Here is a 16,913-nt window from a genome sequence, read left to right as displayed (position 1 = left end):
GGCCGTCCGGCGCTCGCCAGATCCTCACCGATGACCACCGCCGACTACCGCTTCTGCCCGCGCTGCGCGAGCCCGCTGACCGAGCGCGCCGATCCCGAACATGAAGGCGGCCGCATCCGCCAGGCGTGTCCCGACGACACTTGCGGCTATGTGCACTGGAACAACCCGCTGCCGGTCGTCGCCGCGATCGTCGAGCTCGACGGCCAGATCCTGCTCGCCCGCAACGCGGCGTGGCCCGAGGGGATGTTCGCGCTGATCACCGGTTTCCTCGAAAACGGCGAGACGCCCGAGGACGGCATCGCGCGCGAGGTGTTCGAGGAAACCGCGCTGAAGGCCGAGCACGTGTCGCTCGTCGGCGTGTACGAATTCATCCGCAAGAACGAGCTGATCATCGCGTACCACGTGCGGGCGTCGGGCACGGTGTCGCTGTCGCCGGAACTGCTCGAATACCGGCTCGTCGATCCGCCGCTGCTGCGTCCGTGGCGTGCCGGTACGGGCTTCGCGCTTGCCGACTGGATGCGTGCGCGCGGCCTCGATGTCGAGTTCGTCGACCGGCCGGGGCAGTGACGGGCCGGCCTGCCCGCAGGGTGTCATTCGCCGCGCCGCGCGCGATCGCGCCGCGGCGTGGCGCTTCATGCCGGCGTGCCGTGCCGCACGGCCGCCGCGCGTCGTCCTCACCGTTTCCATCGTCCTGACCGCCATCGCCATGTCCGACAAGCCGCAGCCGCGTCCACGCGACGCCTATCGCCACTTCCTGCCGATCACGACCCGCTGGATGGACAACGACGTCTACGGGCACGTGAACAACGTCGTCTACTACAGCTACTTCGACACCGTCGTGAACGAGTACCTGATCCGCGCGGGCGTGCTCGACGTCGAGCACGGGCAGACGATCGGGCTGGTCGTCGAGACACAGTGCAACTACTTCGCGCCGCTCGTGTTTCCGCAGTCGGTCGACGCGGGGCTGCGCGTCGTGAAGCTCGGCACGTCGAGCGTGCGCTACGAGGTCGGGCTGTTCGCGCAAGGCGCTGCGTCGCCCGCCGCGCAGGGCCATTTCGTGCACGTGTACGTCGATCGCGAGACACGCCGCCCCGTGCCGCTGCCCGATGCGCTGCGCGCCGCGCTCGAGCCGCTCACGGCCTGACGGTTCGCGGTGCACGCGTTCGCGCTCCAGGCCTTCAACGGCCTCAGCTACGGCTTGCTGCTGTTCATGCTGTCGGCCGGCCTCACACTGATCTTCAGCGTGCAGGGCGTGCTGAACTTCGCGCATGCGAGCTTCTACATGCTCGGCGCGTATGTCGGCTACAGCATCGCGGCCCAGGCGGGCTTCTGGCCCGCGCTCGTGCTCGCGCCGCTCGCGGTCGGGCTGCTCGGCGCCGGCTGCGAACGCACGCTGCTGCGCCGCGTGCAGGCGCGCGGCCATACCAGTGAGCTGCTGCTGACCTTCGGTCTCGCGTACCTGATCGGCGAGGGCGCGAAACTCGCCTGGGGCCTCGCGCCGCTGCCGGCACCGGTGCCGCGGCTGTTCGACGGCGCGCCGGCGAGCGTGTTCGGCCTCGCGTTGCCGCGCTACCGGCTGTTCATGATGGCGATGTCCGCGACGATGCTGGTCGCGCTCGGTGCGCTGCTGCGCGCATCGCGCCTCGGGCTCGTCGTGCGCGCGGCGCTCACGCATCGCGCGGCCGTCGAGGCGCTCGGCTACGACGTGCCGCGCGTGATGACGGGCCTGTTCGGCGCCGGCACCGCGCTCGCGGCGCTGGCCGGCGTGATCGGCGCGCCGCTCGCGGTGATCGAACCCGCGCTGGCCGAGACCGTCGGGTCGGTCGTCTTCGCGGTCGTCGTGATCGGCGGCCTCGGCTCGCTCGGCGGCGCATTCGTCGCGTCGCTCGCGGTCGGCTTCGCGCAGACCTTCGCGGCCGCGAGCGACACGTCGCTGCGCGACCTCGCGCAATGGATCGGCATCGCGTTGCCCGACCGCGTGGCCGCGGTGTCGATCGCGCAACTCGCGCCGCTGGTGCCGTACCTGCTGCTCGTCGCGGTGCTGGTCGCACGGCCGCGCGGGCTGTTCGGCGAGCGCGCCGATGCGTAGCCGCGCGTTCGCCGGATTAGCGCGCTGGGCGCTGTTCGCCGCGTGCTTCGTGCTGCCCGCGTGGCTGTGGCCGCATGGCGCGGTGCTCGGCTATCTCGCGCAGACGGCCGCGCTCGTCGTGCTCGCGCTGTCGTACAACCTGCAGCTCGGCACGACCGGGCTGCTGTCGTTCGGGCACGCGGCGTTCGCGGGCCTCGGTGCGTTCGCCGCCGCGCACTGGTTCAACCATCTCGGCGGCCCGCTGCCGCTGCTGCCGCTCGTCGGCGGCGTGGCCGGCGCGGGTTTCGGCTGCGTCGCCGGGCTGCTCGCGACGCGTCGCTCCGGCACCGCGTTCGCGATGATCACGCTCGGGCTCGGCGAATGCGTCGCGGCGGCGGCGTGGAGCGTGCCCGCGTGGTTCGGCGGTCTCGGCGGCGTGCCGATCGATCGCGCGAGCGGCGCGCCGTGGGGCAACGGGCAATTCGGCGCACCGGCGCACGCGTATGCGGTGATCGCCGCGTGGTGCATCGTCTCGGCGTGGGCCATGCACGCGCTGACGCGCACGCCGCTCGCGCGCCTCGCGAACGCGGTGCGCGACAACCCGGCGCGCGTCGCCGCGCTCGGCACCGATCCGCGCCGCGTGCGGCTCGCCATGGTCACCTGCGCGTCGTTCTTCGCGGGCATCGCGGGCACGTTGACGCTGATCGACATCGAGATCGCAACGCCCGACAGCGTGTCGATGGCGCGCTCGGCGACCGTGCTGATCGCCGCGGTGATCGGCGGTACCGGCGCGTTCTTCGGGCCCGCGGCCGGCGCCGCGGTGCTGACCGCGCTGAGCATCGGTGTCGCGGGCGTGTCGCGCGCGTGGGCGCTGTATCTCGGCGTGCTGTTCGTCGCGATCGTCGTGGCCGCGCCGCGCGGGCTCGCGGGCATCGCGCAGGCGCTCGTGCATGTGATGCGGCGCGATGCGCCGGCGCCCGAGCGGTGGCGCATGCTGTGCGCGCTCGGCGCGTGCGTGTTCTGGGGCGTCGCGATCGTCTGCGCGGGCGAGCTCGGTTATGCGTGGCGCTTCGCGCAGGACGACGGCACGGGCCTCGCGTTCGGCGCATGGGGCATCGACGCCGATACGCCGGCCGGCTGGGCCGTCGCGTGCTCGGCGGCCGGCATCGGCACGCTGCTGTGGGGCTGGCGCGCGCGGTTCGCGCGGGCCGGCAAGCGGGAGGACGTGCGATGAACGGCAATGCGATCGCGCTGCAGGGCGTCGTGCAGCGCTTCGGCGCGCAGACCGTGCTCGACGGCGTCGAACTGAGCATCGCGGCCGGCGAGCGCCATGCGTTGATCGGGCCGAACGGCGCGGGCAAGTCGACGCTGTTCGGCGTGATTGCCGGTGCAGTACGGCCGACGCGCGGGCGTGTCGTGCTGCACGGCGTCGACCTGCGCGGGCGCGGGCCCGTCGTCGCGAGCCGCCTCGGCGTCGGCCGCAGTTTCCAGCAAACGAGCGCGTTCGCGCGGCTGACCGTGTTCGACAACCTGCGCTGCGCGGCGCTGCATGCGCCGGCCGAACGGCGGCGCTGGTGGAACCGGCTGCGCGAATCGGCGTCGATCGATCTCGCGGCCGCGCGCGTGCTGCGCGACATCGGGCTCGAGGCACGGCGCGACACGCCGGCCGCCGAACTGAGCTACGCGGAACAGCGCGCGCTCGATCTCGGAATCGCGCTCGCGAGCGGCGCCCGCACGCTGCTGCTCGACGAGCCGACGGCCGGCATGAGCCGCGCGCAGGCGGCGCGGATGATCGCGCTGATCCGCGCGACGACGCAGGGCCGCACGGTGCTGATGATCGAGCACGACATGGATGCGGTGTTCGGTTTCGCCGAACGCATCACGGTGCTCGTCCGCGGCGCGGTCGTCGCGACCGGTGCGCCCGATACGATCCGCGCCGATCCGCGCGTGCGTGCCGCGTACCTGGGCGAAGGCCGCGCATGAACGCACTGCTCGACATTCGCGGCCTGCGCGCGTGGTACGGATTGCAGCCCGTGCTCGACGGCGTCGATCTCGCGCTCGCGCCGGGCGAGACGCTCGCGCTGCTCGGCCGCAACGGCTCGGGTCGCTCGACACTCGCGAAGGCCGTGATGGGGCTCGTGCGCACGGCCGGGTCGGTGCGCATCGCGGGCGCCGAATGCGCGGGCGCGCGTACGTTCGAGATCGCACGGCGCGGCGTGGCTTACGTGGCCGAAAGCCGTGACGTGTTCCCGCTGCTGACGGTACGCGACAACCTGCGGCTCGGATTGCGCGGCGCACGCGGCCCGGCCGAACGCGCGGCGCTCGACCGCCTGTTCGACCGCTTTCCGCTGCTGGCCGCACGCGCGGACGTGAAAGCGGGGCGGCTGTCGGGCGGCGAGCAGCAGGTGCTCGCGTTGGTGCGGGCACTGGCCGGCCGCCCGCGGGTGCTGATCGTCGACGAGCCGGCCGAGGGGCTCGCGCCGCTCGCGGTCGACGAGGTCGGTGCCTGCCTCGCCGCGCTGCAGGCCGACGGCGTCGCGATCGTGCTGATCGAGCAGCGCCTGCAGTTCGCGCCGCGGCTCGCGCGGCGGGTCGCGGTGATGGGGCGGGGACAGATCGTCTACGACGGCGCGCTCGACGGTCTGGGCGGCGAGGTCGCCGACGCATGGCTGAGTGCCGGCTGACCGCGCGCGATCGATTGTTCGGCAAACGCCGCCAGTCAATTCGTGTCGGGCCGCTTTATCGCCGCCGCGACGCGCCGTACATTGCCAGTCATGCCGGTCGCCGCGGCAACGCGGCATCGGCGCCCACCATCGAATGTCTTCTGACCGAGGAATGAAATCATGAGCAAGCTGGCAAACAAGGTAGCGATCGTCACGGGCGCATCGAAGGGCATCGGCGCGGCCATCGCGAAGGCACTGGCCGCGGAAGGCGCATCGGTCGTCGTCAATTACGCGAGCAGCAAGGCCGGCGCCGACGCGGTCGTGAGCGCGATCGTCGAAGCGGGCGGCCGCGCGGTCGCGGTCGGCGGCGACGTGGCGAAGGCCGCCGACGCGCAGCGCATCGTCGATACGGCGATCGACACGTACGGCCGTCTCGACGTGCTCGTCAACAATTCCGGCGTGTACGAATTCGCGCCGATCGAGGCGATCACCGAGGAACACTACCGCCGGCAGTTCGACACGAACGTGTTCGGTGTGCTGCTGACGACGCAGGCGGCCGTCAAGCATCTCGGCGAAGGCGCGAGCATCATCAACATCAGCTCGGTGGTGACCAGCATCACGCCGCCGGCGAGCGCCGTGTACAGCGGCACGAAGGGCGCGGTCGACGCGATCACCGGCGTGCTCGCGCTCGAACTCGGCCCGCGCAAGATCCGCGTGAACGCGATCAACCCGGGCATGATCGTGACCGAAGGCACGCACAGCGCGGGTATCATCGGCTCCGATCTCGAAAAGCAGGTGCTCGGCGAGACGCCGCTCGGCCGTCTCGGCGAGCCGAACGACATCGCGTCGGTCGCCGTGTTCCTCGCCTCGGACGATGCACGCTGGATGACCGGCGAGCACCTCGTCGTGAGCGGCGGGTTGAACTGATCGCGCCACGCGCGGCATCGGCCCGCACGGGCCGGCCGCGCGGTTACGCGATCATCGCCAGCGCGTTCGCGCCGACGTGCCAGCGCAGGCTCTCGACGACGAGCGCGTGGTTGCGTTCGGACTCGAGTCCGGCGATCGTCATCGCACCGACGATGCCGGCGCCGGCGACGCGTAACGGTACGCCGCCGCCGTCGAGCGCATAGTCGTCGTCCGACAGCCCCTGCGACTGCAGCGACCAGCCGGCGTGCCGGAAGCGCGCGCCGACTTCGAGCGAGCTCAGGCCGAAGCGCAGCACCGTGTTCTGCCGGCGGCGGATCGCGTCGTTGTCGCGCGCGCCGCTGCCGTCGAGCGCGCAGTAGAACAGCGGCGCCTTGCCGACGATGCCGACCGCGATCGGCAGCCCGCGGCGCGACGCAATGTTGACCGCGATTTCCCCGAGCCGGCGCGCGACGTCGGCATTGAAGCGCGGCAGCGCCGTTTCGCGCGCGCCTTCGTCGAAGGGCGCGTGATCGAGGCGCGGAAAGATCGTCACCATGGCGGCTCCGTGTCGTCGCAAATGCGGATTGCGCGCGGGTATCGCACCGCGACGGGCCGCGCGCTCGCCCGTCTTGCGCTCAGCGCTTCGGCGCCGCGTCGATCATCCATTCGTGCGCGGGATCGTTCTTGAACGCCCATGCGCGGCTCGGCCCGGCCATCACGTTCAGGTAGTACAGGTTGTAGCCGTGCGGCGCGACGACCGGGTGGTAACCGCGCGGCACCATCACGACGTCGTGGTTCTCGACCGCGCACGCTTCGTCGAGGCTGCGGTCGTCCGTATACACGCGCTGGAACGCGAAACCCTGCGGCGGATCGATCCGGTGATAGTAGGTTTCCTCGAGCGACGTCTCGTCGGGCGCCGCGTCGCGATCGTGCTTGTGCGGCGGATAGCTGCTCGAATGGCTGGCAGGCGTGACGACTTCGACCACGAGCAGCCGGTCGGCCGCCGGGTTGTCGCCCATCAGGATGTCGCACACGTAGCGCGTGTTGGTGCCTTGCCCGCGCACCGAGCGGCGCATCCGTTCGCCGTCGAGGCGTTGCACGGGCTTGTCGCCGCTCGCGTAGGGCGCGGTGCACAACGCGATTTCCGCGTCGCGCGTCGCGACCAGCGTGACGGTCTTGCCGCCCGGCACGTACAGCGCGTCCGGCGACACCTCTTCGAAGACGCTGTCGCGCTTGCCGAGCGCATCGTGGGTTACGCCGTCGACTTCGGCGCGCACCGTGCCCGTCAGCACGACGACGCACAGCTCGCGCGTGCCGGTGTCGAGCGTTTCCGTGTCGCCGGCCTTCAGGCGCAGCGCGCGAAAGCCGACATGCTTCCAGCCGGCCGACTCAGGCGTGACGTTGCAGATTTCGCGGTCGGCGGATGCCTTGACCAGCAGGGGAGAAATCGTCATGGGGTGGGGCTCCGCAATGGAAGGGGGCTCAATCGCTCACGCACTCAACCGGTCGACGATCGCGCGCAGCGACGTGTAGCCCTTTTTCGCATACGCATAGCTCGGCGCGACGGCCGGATCCTGCTCGGCCTCGACGACGAGCCAGCCTTCGTAGCCGGCGTCCTTCAGCGTGCGCAGCGTCGCGTCGTAATCGAGCGCGCCGTCGCCCGGCACCGTGAACGTGCCGTTGATCACGCCGTTCAGGAAGCTCCAGCCGTCGTTGCGCGCCTGCGTGACGACCTGCGGCCGCACGTCCTTGCAATGCACGTGCGCGACGCGCGACACGTGCTTCTTCAGCAGCGCGACGGGGTCGGCCGCGCCGCCGAAATACGCGTGGCCGGTATCGAACAGCAGGAACACCTTCGTCGGGTCGGTCAGCGCCATCAGCCGGTCGACGTCGTCGGGCGACTCGACGTACGCGCCCATGTGGTGATGGTAGGCGAGCTTGATCCCGTACGTGTCGAGCAGGTGCGCGCCGAACGCGTCGAGGCGTGCCGCGTAGCGCCGCCAGGCGTCGTCGTCGACGAAACGCGGCCGTTTCGCGACCGGCGTGTCGATGCTGCCCTGGATCGTGCCCGCGCATTCGCCGTAGACCACGACCTTCACGTCGTTGAACTGCAGCTTCGTCAGGTGCGCGCGGCAGCGCTCGATTTCGGCCGCGACCGCCTCGGCGTCGCTCATGCCCGGTTCGACTTCCGCGAGGAAGCCCGAATACCAGCCGGACACGCACACGAGGCCGAATTCGGCGAGCTTCGCCTTCAGTGCGGGGCCCGTCTTCGGAAACTTGTTGCCGAGCTCGAAGCCCGCATAGCCGATTTCGGCGCCTTCCTTCAGCGCCGTTTCGAGCGGCGTCTCGCCGCCGAGCGACGGCAGGTCGTCGTTCATCCACGACAGGGGATTGATGCCGATGCGGATGTTCCAGCTCATGACTTGCTTCCTTGGTTCGGAGGGTGTTCTTGTCGGGTGCTTTAGCGGGCGGCGGGCGCGGTCAGCGCCGCTGCCGGGTTTTCGCGTCGAGATACGCGCGGTGCGCCGCGTCGACGCCGGCGCGTGCGGATACCTGCGGCACCGCGACTTCCCACCACGCGCCGCCGTCGTCGGTCGTGCGCCGGTGGGTGGTGTCGATCACGAGCACCTGGCTCTTCCTCGCCGCGCGGGCGCGCTTCATCTCGTGGCGCAATTCGACGATGTCGCGCACGTGCACGGCTTCGGCGCCCATCGCGCGCGCATGCATCGCGAAGTCGATCGTCGAGCGTTCGCCGCCTTCGGGCACGCAGTCGTCGAGCATGTTGTTGAAGCTCGCGCCGCCGCAGTTCAGCTGCAGCCGCTCGATGCAGCCGTAGCCGCGGTTGTCGAGGATCACGACGATCAGCTTGCGGCCGAGCATCACGGACGTCGCGAGCTCCGCGTTGAGCATCATGTACGAGCCGTCGCCGACGATCACGATCACCTCGCGCTCGGGCCGGGCGAGCTTCGCGCCGAGACCGCCTGCCACTTCGTAGCCCATGCACGAGTACGCATAGTCCATGTGATAGTTGCCCGGCACGCCGCTGCGCCACAGCTTGTGCAGCTCGGCCGGCAGCGTGCCGGCCGCGCAGACGACGAGGTCGTCGCGTGCGCTGTCGCGTCCCGCGTCGGCCGCGGAGTCGCGCACCGCGCCGATCACTTCCGCGTCGTACGGCAGCGTGTCCTTCGGGATGCGCGTCGTCAGCTCGGTCACGCGCGCGTTCCACGCGGCGGCCTGGTCGCGGTTCGCGGCCGTCCACGCGGGATCGGCGTGCCAGCCGGCCAGCGCGCCCGACAGCTGGCCGAGGCCCGTGCGTGCGTCGGCGATCAGTTGCCGGCCGCGTTTCTTGCCCGCGTCGAACGGCTGCACGTTCAGGCTCAGCAGCGTCGCGTCGCCGTACAGCGCATGCGAGCCGGTCGTGAAATCCTGCAGCCGCGTGCCGACCGCGAACACGACGTCGGCCTGCGCGGCCGCGCGGTTCGCGGCGGGCGAGCCCGTCACGCCGATCGATCCGAGGTTCAGCGGGTGATCCCACGCGAGGCTGCCCTTGCCGGCCTGCGATTCGGCGACCGGCACGCCGTGCGTGTCGGCGAACGCGCGCAGCGCGTCCCACGCCTGGCTGTACAGCACCCCGCCGCCGGCCACGATCAGCGGTTTCTTCGCGGCCTTCAGCACGTCGAGGGCGTCGGCGAGTTCGAGCGCGTCGGCCGGCGGCCGGCGCATCCGGATCACCGGCGGCGCGAAGAAATCCTCGGGCCAGTCGTACGCGAAGGTCTGCACGTCTTGCGGCAGCGCGAGACAGACGGGGCCGCACTGCGCGGGATCGGTCATCACCTGGATCGCACGCGGCAGCGCGACGAGCAGTTGCTCGGGCGACGTGATGCGGTCGAAGTAGCGCGTCACGGGCCGGAAGCAGTCGTTCGCGCTGATGTCGCCCTGTTCGAAATCCTCGACCTGCTGCAGCACGGGGTCGGGCAGCCGCGACACGAACACGTCGCCGGGCAGCAGCAACAGCGGCAGCCGGCCGACGTGCGCGAGCGCGGCGGAGGTCAGCATGTTGGTCGCGCCGGGGCCGATGCTCGACGTCGCGGCCATCATCCGCTGGCGGAAATGCGCTTTCGCGAACGCGACGGCCGCGTTGGCCATCCCCTGTTCGTTGTGCGCGCGGAACGTCGGCAGCCGGTCCCGCTCGGCATGCAGCGCTTCGCCGAGCCCGGCCACGTTGCCGTGGCCGAAGATCGCGAATACGCCGCCGCAGTACGGCAGGATGTCGGTGCGGCCGTCGGGCTGGACGACTTCGGCGCGCAGGGCGGCCAGGTAGCGCACGAGCGCCTGGCTGACGGTCAGTCTCACGGTGTGGGTCATCGTCGGTCGATAGAGAGGAGTCGGGTGGTCGTCACGGGCACGGGCATCAGGCCGCGGCGGCGGTGCGCGCGGCCGCACGGCGGCTCAGCCATGCGTCGACCAGTTGCGTGAAGTTGCCGGCGACTTCGTCGATCAGCGCCTGGTCGTCGATGCGGCCCGCGAACCAGTTCAGCGACGCGTCGGCCCACAGCGTGCGCCCGACCATGAAGCCCTTGACGATCGGGTTGGTCGCCGCGCGGAAGCTGTCGACGAGGTATTGCAGCGGCTGGTTCAGCCCGAGGATCACCGCGCCGCGGCAATGCGGGTCGCGCTCGGCGATCAGCGCGGCGAGCCGCGTCCAGCCGTCCGCGCTCAGCGGCGTGAGCTTCCACCATTCGGGCTTCACGCCGAGGTTGTAGAAGCGCGCGATCGTGCGCAGCACCGCGTCGTCCTCGGTGCCGGCCGGCGTGACCGCGCGCGGCGGAATCATCTCGAGCAGCAGCTCGTTGCCGCTGGCGCGGGTGGCTTCCCACAGTTCCAGCACGCGCTGCTCCTGCTCGACGCGCAGGTCGACGTCGTCGTCGGGGTGGTAGTGGACGAGGCATTTCACGACCTGTTCGGTCGGCCAGTGCGTGAGCGACGAGCCGACCGAGCGTGTCTCGTCGAACCGCAGCGGCCGCGAGCCCGGCAGCTCGACCGGGCGGCCGACCCACCAGCCGCGCCCGGTGGCCGACGCGAGCGCGTCGCTGCCGTAGGCGCCGCCGTCGATCAGCACGCCGACGTGGCCTTCGATCCGGCGCTCGCGCTCGACCTGCTCGACCGCGCGCACGAGCAGGCGCTTCAACGTCCTGATGCGCGCTTCGTCCGCGCCGGCCTGCACCGCGAGTTCGTAGAACTGGCTGCGGTGGTCGAACGCCATCACGCACAGGTCGTCCCATTCGCGGCGCGGCACCGTCACGCGATGCAGGTGCGCGAGCGTGCGGTCGGCATCGACCGCCGGATTGCGGCTGCCGTCGAACCAGTGCGCGAGTTCGGCCGGCGTCGGCATCGCGGCCGAGCATGCGTGGCGCGACACGACGATCGCGCCGCACGCATTCGCGATGCGCGTCGATTCGGCCCAGTCGCGGCCGCGCAGCAGCCCCGACAGCAGGCCCGACAGGAACGCGTCGCCCGCGCCGAGCACGTTGAGCACCTCGACGCGTTCGCCGACGAACGTCGGCGCGGCGTCGATGCCGGCCGGAATGTCGCCTTCGATCACGCAGCAGCCGAGTGCGCCGCGCTTGACGACCAGCGTCGCGTTCGTGATCGCGCGCACGGCCCGCAGCGACCCGACCAGGTCGTGCGGCACGCCGCCCGCGATCAGGAATTCCTCCTCGGTGCCGACCAGCAGGTCGAATTCGCCGAGCACCTGCTGCAGCTGCCGCGTGACCTGCGCGTCCGGCACGTAACGGTTCTCGCCCGCGCCGCGTGCGGTCAGCCCCCACAGCACGGGCCGGTAGTCGATGTCGAGGATCCGCACGACGCCGTGGCGGCGCGCGTAGCCGAGCGCGGTCAGCGACGCCTCGCGCGTGCCCGGCGTCGACAGGTGCGTGCCGGTGATCGCCAGCGCCCGGCAGCCGGCGATGAAGTCCTCGCGGATCTCGTCTGCGCGCACGGCCATGTCCGCGCAGTTCTCGCGCACGAACAGCAGCGGGAACGTGTCGCGATCCTTCAGCCCGAGCAGCACCAGCGCGGTGAGGCGCTCGCGGTCGGTCTGCAGCTGGCTCGTGTCGCAGCCTTCGCGCTCGAGCGTCTCGCGCAGGAAGCGGCCCATCTGTTCGTCGCCGACGCGCGAAATCATCGCGGTCTTCAGCCCGAGCCGCGCGACGCCGAACGCGACGTTGCCCGACGAGCCGCCGAGATACATCTGGAAGCTGCGGGCATCTTCGAGGCGGCTGCCGTACTGCTGCGCATAGAGATCCACGGCCACGCGGCCGAGGCAGGCGAGATCGATGGGGCGGTCACTCGGAAAGTTCAGCTGGCTCATATCACGTGTCACGCTCGCGGCCGGCGGTCGACGTTGCCGGCGGATTGGGGGACCGATCCTCCGGCCGCACGCCGTGACGTGCGCTGCACGACGCGGGACTGCCTGCCGCGGGGAATCGGGCTACGGACGCAGTCTAGACTTTTTGGAAATCCAGTTCCCTAGGTGAAATCACGTAGAAATAAATTTCCAAATGTTCGAGGAAGTGATCTACAGTTCCATCCGGATGCTTCAGTCCGTATCGGACTCGGCCCGGCGGCGCGCAACGCGCCGTCTTCCGCCCCCCGGAGATGAGGAGACAGATTGATCATGAAGACCAAGCTGATGGCCGTCGCGGCCGCCGCGATCCTGGCTGCGCCGCTCGCGCATGCCGAGAAGATCGGCGTGACGATGGCGTCGTTCGACGACACGTTCCTGACCATCCTGCGCAACAGCATCGCCGATTCGGCGAAGAAGGACGGCGTGACCGTGCAGATCGAGGACGGCGGCAACGACGTCGGCAAGCAGTTGAGCCAGGTCCAGAACATGATCGCGCAGAAGGTCGACGCGATCATCGTGAACCCGGTCGATACCGACGCGACGCCGAAGATCACGAAGATGGTGACGGCCGCGAAGATCCCGCTGGTCTACGTCAACCGCAAGCCGGTCGATTTCGACAAGCTGCCGGCCGGCGTCGCGGTCGTCGCGTCCGACGAAAAGCAGTCGGGCACGCTGCAGGCGCGCCAGGTGTGCAAGCTGCTCGGCGGCAAGGGCGACATTCTCGTGCTGATGGGCGAGCTGTCCAACGAATCGGCGCGTGCCCGCACCAAGGACATCGAGGACGTGATCGCGACCAAGGACTGCGCGGGCATGAAGATCGTCGACAAGCGCGAAGGCAAGTGGAGCCGCACGCAGGGCCAGGACATCACGATGAACTGGCTGAGCTCCGGGACCAAGTTCGACGCGATCGTGTCGAACAACGACGAGATGGCGATCGGTGCGATCAACGCGCTGAAGGCCGCGCGCAAGCTGACGCCGAAGACGGTCGTCGCCGGCATCGACGCGACGCCGGACGGGCTCGCGGCGATGAAGGCCGGCGAGCTGAAGGTGTCGGTGTACCAGAACGCGATCGGGCAGGGCGCGCAGTCGGTGGCCGCCGCGCTGAAGCTCGCGAAGAAGCAGCCGGTCGACCGCTACGTGAACGTGCCGTTCGAGCTCGTGACGCCCGAGAACATGAACCAGTACGCCAAGCACTGACCGGCGGTCCATTGAACTGCGCGGGCCCGGCATTGCCGGGTTCGCGCGCGCTTTGTCGAGGAACGTCCATGTTTACAGCCAGGGTCGCGCGCCCGATGGCCGGCGGCGATGCACCGGCCGCCTCGTCCGGCGGGTCGTCCGCCGCGCCGGCTTCTTTCGCGGCCGACTGCGTGCTCGAGGTACGCGGCGTCGGCAAGTCCTTTCCCGGCGTCGTCGCGCTCGACGGCGTGCAGTTCCGCGTGCGCCGCGGCACCGTCCACGCGCTGATGGGCGAGAACGGCGCGGGCAAGTCCACGCTGATGAAGATCATCGCGGGCGTCTACACGCCCGACCAGGGCGAAATCCTGATCAACGGCGAACCGGTCGTGCTGAACGGCCCGCTCGATGCGCTCGAGCGCGGGATCGCGATGATCCACCAGGAACTCAACCTGATGCCGTACATGACGGTCGCGGAGAACATCTGGATCCGCCGCGAACCGAAGAACCGCTTCGGCCTGATCGATCACGCCGAGCTGCGCCGCCGCACGGCCGCGCTGTTCGAACGGCTGTCGATCGACATCGATCCGGAAACCGACGTGCGCACGCTGACCGTCGCGAGCCGCCAGATGGTCGAGATCGCGAAGGCCGTGTCGTTCGACTCCGACGTGCTGATCATGGACGAGCCGACTTCCGCGCTGACCGACAAGGAAGTCACGCACCTGTTCCGGATCATTCGCCAGCTGCGCGAGCAGGGCAAGGGCATCGTCTACATCACGCACAAGATGAACGAGCTGTTCGAGATCGCCGACGAGTTCTCGGTGTTCCGCGACGGCAAGTACATCGGCACGCATGCATCGAGCGACGTCACGCGCGACGACATCATCCGCATGATGGTCGGGCGCGAGATCACGCAGATGTTCCCGAAGGAAGACGTGCCGATCGGCGACGTCGTGCTGTCGGTGAAGGATCTCTGCGTCGACGGCGTGTTCCGCGACGTGAGCTTCGAGCTGCGCGCGGGGGAAATCCTCGGCGTCGCGGGCCTCGTCGGCTCGGGGCGCTCGAACGTCGCGGAGGCGCTGTTCGGCGTCGTGCCGGCCACGTCGGGCGAGATCCGGATCGATGGCAAGCCGGTGCGGATCGCGACGCCCGCGCAGGCGATGAAGCACGGGATGGCGTTCCTCACCGAGGACCGCAAGGACAGCGGCTGCTTCCTGAATCTCGACCTGCTCGCGAACATGGAAGCGGCCGTGCTCAGCCACCGCTACGTGAAGTTCAATTTCGTGCAGCAGGCGCAACTGAAGCGCGATTGCGAGGAAATGAGCCGGATGCTGCGCGTGAAGTCGCCGGGGCTGCACGAGGCAATCCAGAACCTGTCGGGCGGCAACCAGCAGAAGGTGCTGATCGGCCGCTGGCTGCTCACGCAGCCGCGCATCCTGATCCTCGACGAACCGACGCGCGGCATCGACGTCGGCGCGAAGGCCGAGATTCACCGGCTCGTCAGCGCGCTCGCCGGCAAGGGCGTCGCGGTGCTGATGATCTCGTCGGAAATGCCGGAAGTGCTGGGGATGAGCGATCGCGTGATGGTGATGCACGAAGGGCGCATGACCGGCATCGTCGATCGCAAGGACGCCGACCAGGTCCGCATCATGGATCTCGCGTCGCGCTGAGCCGAAACAAGATTGGAGACAACTGAAATGGGCAACCTGAATCCGGTCGCGGATGCGCAGACCATCACACTCAAGTCGCGGCACACGAAGTGGCCGCCCGAGCTGAGCATCTTCCTCGTGCTGGTCGGCATCAGCCTGTTCTTCGAGATCGTCGGCTGGATCGTCGTCGGCCAGAGCTTCCTGTTCAACGCCGAGCGGCTCGAGATCATCGTGCTGCAGATGGCCGTGATCGGCATCATCGCGGTCGGCGTGAACCTCGTGATCATCACCAGCGGGATCGACCTGTCGTCGGGGTCGGTCGTCGCGGCCGCCGCCGTCGTGTCGGCGAGCCTCGCGCAGGTGTCCGACTTCCCGCGTGCGGTGTTTCCGCACCTCACCGACCTGCCGATCATCTGGCCGGTGCTGGCCGGCGTGTGCGTCGGGCTGCTGGTCGGCCTGCTGAACGGCACGCTGATCGCGATGACGGGCATCCCGCCGTTCATCGCGACGCTCGGCACGATGGTTGCCGCGCGCGGCTTCGCGAAGTGGTTCACCAACGGGATGCCGGTGTCGATGCTGACCGATCAGTTCGCGGCGATCGGCGCGGGTGCCAATCCGGTGATCATCTTTCTCGTGATCGCGGCGATCTTCCACGTCGTGCTGCGCTACACGCGCTTCGGCAAGTACACCTACGCGATCGGCGCGAACCGTCACGCGGCCGTCGTGTCGGGCATCAACGTCACGCGCCACCTGGTGTTCGTCTACGCGATCGCGGGCCTCTTGAGCGGGATCGCCGGCACCGTGACGGCCGCGCGCGCGATCTCGGGCCAGTCGGGCATGGGCGTGATGTACGAGCTCGATGCGATCGCGGCCGTCGTGATCGGCGGCACGTCGCTGTCGGGCGGCCTCGGCCGCGTGACGGGCACCGTGATCGGCGTGCTGATCCTCGGCGTGATGACGTCGGGCTTCACGTTCATCCGGATCGACGCGTATTACCAGGAGATGGTGAAGGGCGCGATCATCGTCGCGGCCGTGATCGCCGACCAGTACCGCAACAAGAAGAAGCGCCGCTGAGCGCGCGCGTGAGCCCGACATCCGCCTTCACGAAGGACGCCCGATGAAGATCGCACTCGACCCGTACATGATTCGCCACCTGCCGCTCGACCGGCTGCCGCATGCGGTAGCCGAACTGGGTTACGACCAGATCGAGCTGTCGCCGCGCAGCGACTTTCTCGACTGGTGGGTGATGCCGCGCGCGACGCGGGAGCGCATGGCCGGGTTCCGCCAGGCGATGCGCGCGAGCGGCGTCGGGCTCGCGTCGCTGCAACCGATGTACCGCTGGGCGAGCCCGTTCGAGGACGAGCGGCAATGGGCCGTGCGCTGCTGGCGCAAGGCGATCGAGGTGGCGGTCGAGATGGAATGCCCGCTGATGGTGTCGGAATTCGGGCGCGGCGCGTCGCCCGAGCGTTCGGTCGGCGAGCGGCCGGGCGCGAACCCGAAGGAGCTGTGCGAGGCCGCGTGGTTCCGGTCGATGGACGAGCTGCTGCCGGTCCTCGAGCGCGAACGCATCGTGCTGTCGGTCGAGCCGCATCCCGAGGACTGGATCGAACAGCTGCAACCGGCGATCGACATCGTCACGAACCTCGGTTCGCCGTCGCTGAAGCTGTCGTATATCGCGCCGCACACGTTCTACTACGGCGACGACATGGCCGCGATGATCGCGCAGGCCGCGCCGATCCTCGCGCACGTGCGCGTGGCCGACACGTTCGACCACCGCAAGAGCAGCCAGTTGCGCTACATCGTGAACCCGCCCGGCTCGAACCAGATCCGCGTGCACCAGCATCTCGACATCGGGCAGGGCGAGATCGACTGGGACGGGTTCTTTGGCGCGCTCGGCGCCGCCGGCTTCGACGGCGTGATGTCGTCGTGCGTGTTCGCGTGGGAAGACCGCGCGGAAGCCTCGTCGCGCTACATGCGCGACACGATCCAGCGCTACGTCGATCGCCATTTCGATCGCCGCGCGCGCTGACCGATTCCCGACCGGCGCG

General features: G+C 69.7%; 17 protein-coding genes. 12 read left to right on the top strand and 5 right to left on the bottom strand.

Annotation, left to right across the window (positions count from 1 at the left end; genetic code table 11):
* Positions 1-30: 30 nt before the first annotated feature.
* The 8 genes from HWX00_RS04580 to HWX00_RS04545 all read left to right on the top strand — a co-directional run bounded on the left by HWX00_RS04580 (position 31) and on the right by HWX00_RS04545 (position 5,658).
* Positions 31-567 (top strand): NUDIX domain-containing protein, encoded by a 537-nt coding sequence (locus tag HWX00_RS04580; protein WP_034191194.1) that lies wholly within the window; start codon positions 31-33, stop codon positions 565-567.
* 139 nt (positions 568-706) lie between these two features.
* On the top strand, positions 707-1,144 hold the full coding sequence (locus tag HWX00_RS04575) for an acyl-CoA thioesterase (protein ID WP_034191208.1): 438 nt from the start codon (positions 707-709) through the stop codon (positions 1,142-1,144).
* 9 nt (positions 1,145-1,153) lie between these two features.
* Positions 1,154-2,089 carry a branched-chain amino acid ABC transporter permease gene (locus HWX00_RS04570; protein WP_175027999.1) on the top strand — a complete coding sequence of 312 codons (936 nt, stop codon included), beginning with the start codon at positions 1,154-1,156 and terminating at the stop codon, positions 2,087-2,089.
* Entirely contained in the window at positions 2,082-3,302 is a 1,221-nt protein-coding gene (locus tag HWX00_RS04565; protein ID WP_175028000.1) for a branched-chain amino acid ABC transporter permease, read from the top strand. The genes HWX00_RS04570 and HWX00_RS04565 overlap by 8 nt, the downstream gene beginning before the upstream one ends.
* On the top strand, positions 3,299-4,051 hold the full coding sequence (locus HWX00_RS04560) for an ABC transporter ATP-binding protein (protein WP_034191191.1): 753 nt from the start codon (positions 3,299-3,301) through the stop codon (positions 4,049-4,051). The genes HWX00_RS04565 and HWX00_RS04560 overlap by 4 nt, the downstream gene beginning before the upstream one ends.
* Complete coding sequence (locus tag HWX00_RS04555; protein WP_059556993.1) at positions 4,048-4,752, top strand: ABC transporter ATP-binding protein; 705 nt, start codon at positions 4,048-4,050, stop codon at positions 4,750-4,752. The genes HWX00_RS04560 and HWX00_RS04555 overlap by 4 nt, the downstream gene beginning before the upstream one ends.
* On the top strand, positions 4,734-4,907 hold the full coding sequence (locus HWX00_RS04550) for a hypothetical protein (protein WP_156444742.1): 174 nt from the start codon (positions 4,734-4,736) through the stop codon (positions 4,905-4,907). Before HWX00_RS04555 ends, HWX00_RS04550 begins: the two co-directional genes overlap by 19 nt.
* A gap of 4 nt (positions 4,908-4,911) precedes the next feature.
* Positions 4,912-5,658: an SDR family NAD(P)-dependent oxidoreductase gene (locus HWX00_RS04545; protein ID WP_034191189.1), complete on the top strand. Its 747-nt coding sequence runs from the start codon at positions 4,912-4,914 to the stop codon at positions 5,656-5,658.
* Positions 5,659-5,701: 43 nt separating this feature from the next.
* On the opposite strand, the gene HWX00_RS04540 is transcribed toward HWX00_RS04545, so the two are convergent.
* The 5 genes from HWX00_RS04540 to HWX00_RS04520 form a co-directional block, all read right to left on the bottom strand.
* Complete coding sequence (locus HWX00_RS04540) at positions 5,702-6,193, bottom strand: heme-degrading domain-containing protein (RefSeq protein WP_034191188.1); 492 nt, start codon at positions 6,191-6,193, stop codon at positions 5,702-5,704.
* A 79-nt stretch (positions 6,194-6,272) separates the two neighbouring features.
* Complete coding sequence (gene iolB, locus HWX00_RS04535; protein WP_059556992.1) at positions 6,273-7,091, bottom strand: 5-deoxy-glucuronate isomerase; 819 nt, start codon at positions 7,089-7,091, stop codon at positions 6,273-6,275.
* A 36-nt stretch (positions 7,092-7,127) separates the two neighbouring features.
* A complete protein-coding gene (iolE, locus tag HWX00_RS04530) occupies positions 7,128-8,057 on the bottom strand; it encodes a myo-inosose-2 dehydratase (RefSeq protein ID WP_175028001.1) in 930 nt (309 codons plus the stop codon).
* Positions 8,058-8,118: 61 nt separating this feature from the next.
* The gene (gene iolD / locus HWX00_RS04525) at positions 8,119-10,002 is read right to left on the bottom strand and encodes a 3D-(3,5/4)-trihydroxycyclohexane-1,2-dione acylhydrolase (decyclizing) (protein WP_175028002.1); all 1,884 of its coding nucleotides are present in this window, start codon (positions 10,000-10,002) and stop codon (positions 8,119-8,121) included.
* Between the two features lie 46 nt (positions 10,003-10,048).
* Complete coding sequence (locus tag HWX00_RS04520; RefSeq protein ID WP_175028003.1) at positions 10,049-12,007, bottom strand: bifunctional 5-dehydro-2-deoxygluconokinase/5-dehydro-2-deoxyphosphogluconate aldolase; 1,959 nt, start codon at positions 12,005-12,007, stop codon at positions 10,049-10,051.
* 306 nt (positions 12,008-12,313) lie between these two features.
* On the opposite strand from HWX00_RS04520, the gene HWX00_RS04515 reads away from it, so the two are divergent.
* The 4 genes from HWX00_RS04515 to HWX00_RS04500 all read left to right on the top strand — a co-directional run bounded on the left by HWX00_RS04515 (position 12,314) and on the right by HWX00_RS04500 (position 16,894).
* Positions 12,314-13,240 carry a sugar ABC transporter substrate-binding protein gene (locus tag HWX00_RS04515; RefSeq protein WP_034191183.1) on the top strand — a complete coding sequence of 309 codons (927 nt, stop codon included), beginning with the start codon at positions 12,314-12,316 and terminating at the stop codon, positions 13,238-13,240.
* Positions 13,241-13,308: 68 nt separating this feature from the next.
* Positions 13,309-14,886, top strand: coding sequence for a sugar ABC transporter ATP-binding protein (locus HWX00_RS04510; RefSeq protein WP_034191182.1), 1,578 nt, complete (start codon positions 13,309-13,311; stop codon positions 14,884-14,886).
* A 27-nt stretch (positions 14,887-14,913) separates the two neighbouring features.
* Positions 14,914-15,939 (top strand): ABC transporter permease, encoded by a 1,026-nt coding sequence (locus tag HWX00_RS04505; RefSeq protein ID WP_034191181.1) that lies wholly within the window; start codon positions 14,914-14,916, stop codon positions 15,937-15,939.
* Between the two features lie 43 nt (positions 15,940-15,982).
* Entirely contained in the window at positions 15,983-16,894 is a 912-nt protein-coding gene (locus HWX00_RS04500) for a sugar phosphate isomerase/epimerase family protein (RefSeq protein WP_049036392.1), read from the top strand.
* Positions 16,895-16,913: the final 19 nt, after the last annotated feature.

This window comes from Burkholderia seminalis DSM 23518 (genome assembly GCF_902832885.1).
Taxonomy (GTDB): domain Bacteria; phylum Pseudomonadota; class Gammaproteobacteria; order Burkholderiales; family Burkholderiaceae; genus Burkholderia; species Burkholderia seminalis.
This window is presented reverse-complemented; position numbering and strand designations above follow the sequence as displayed.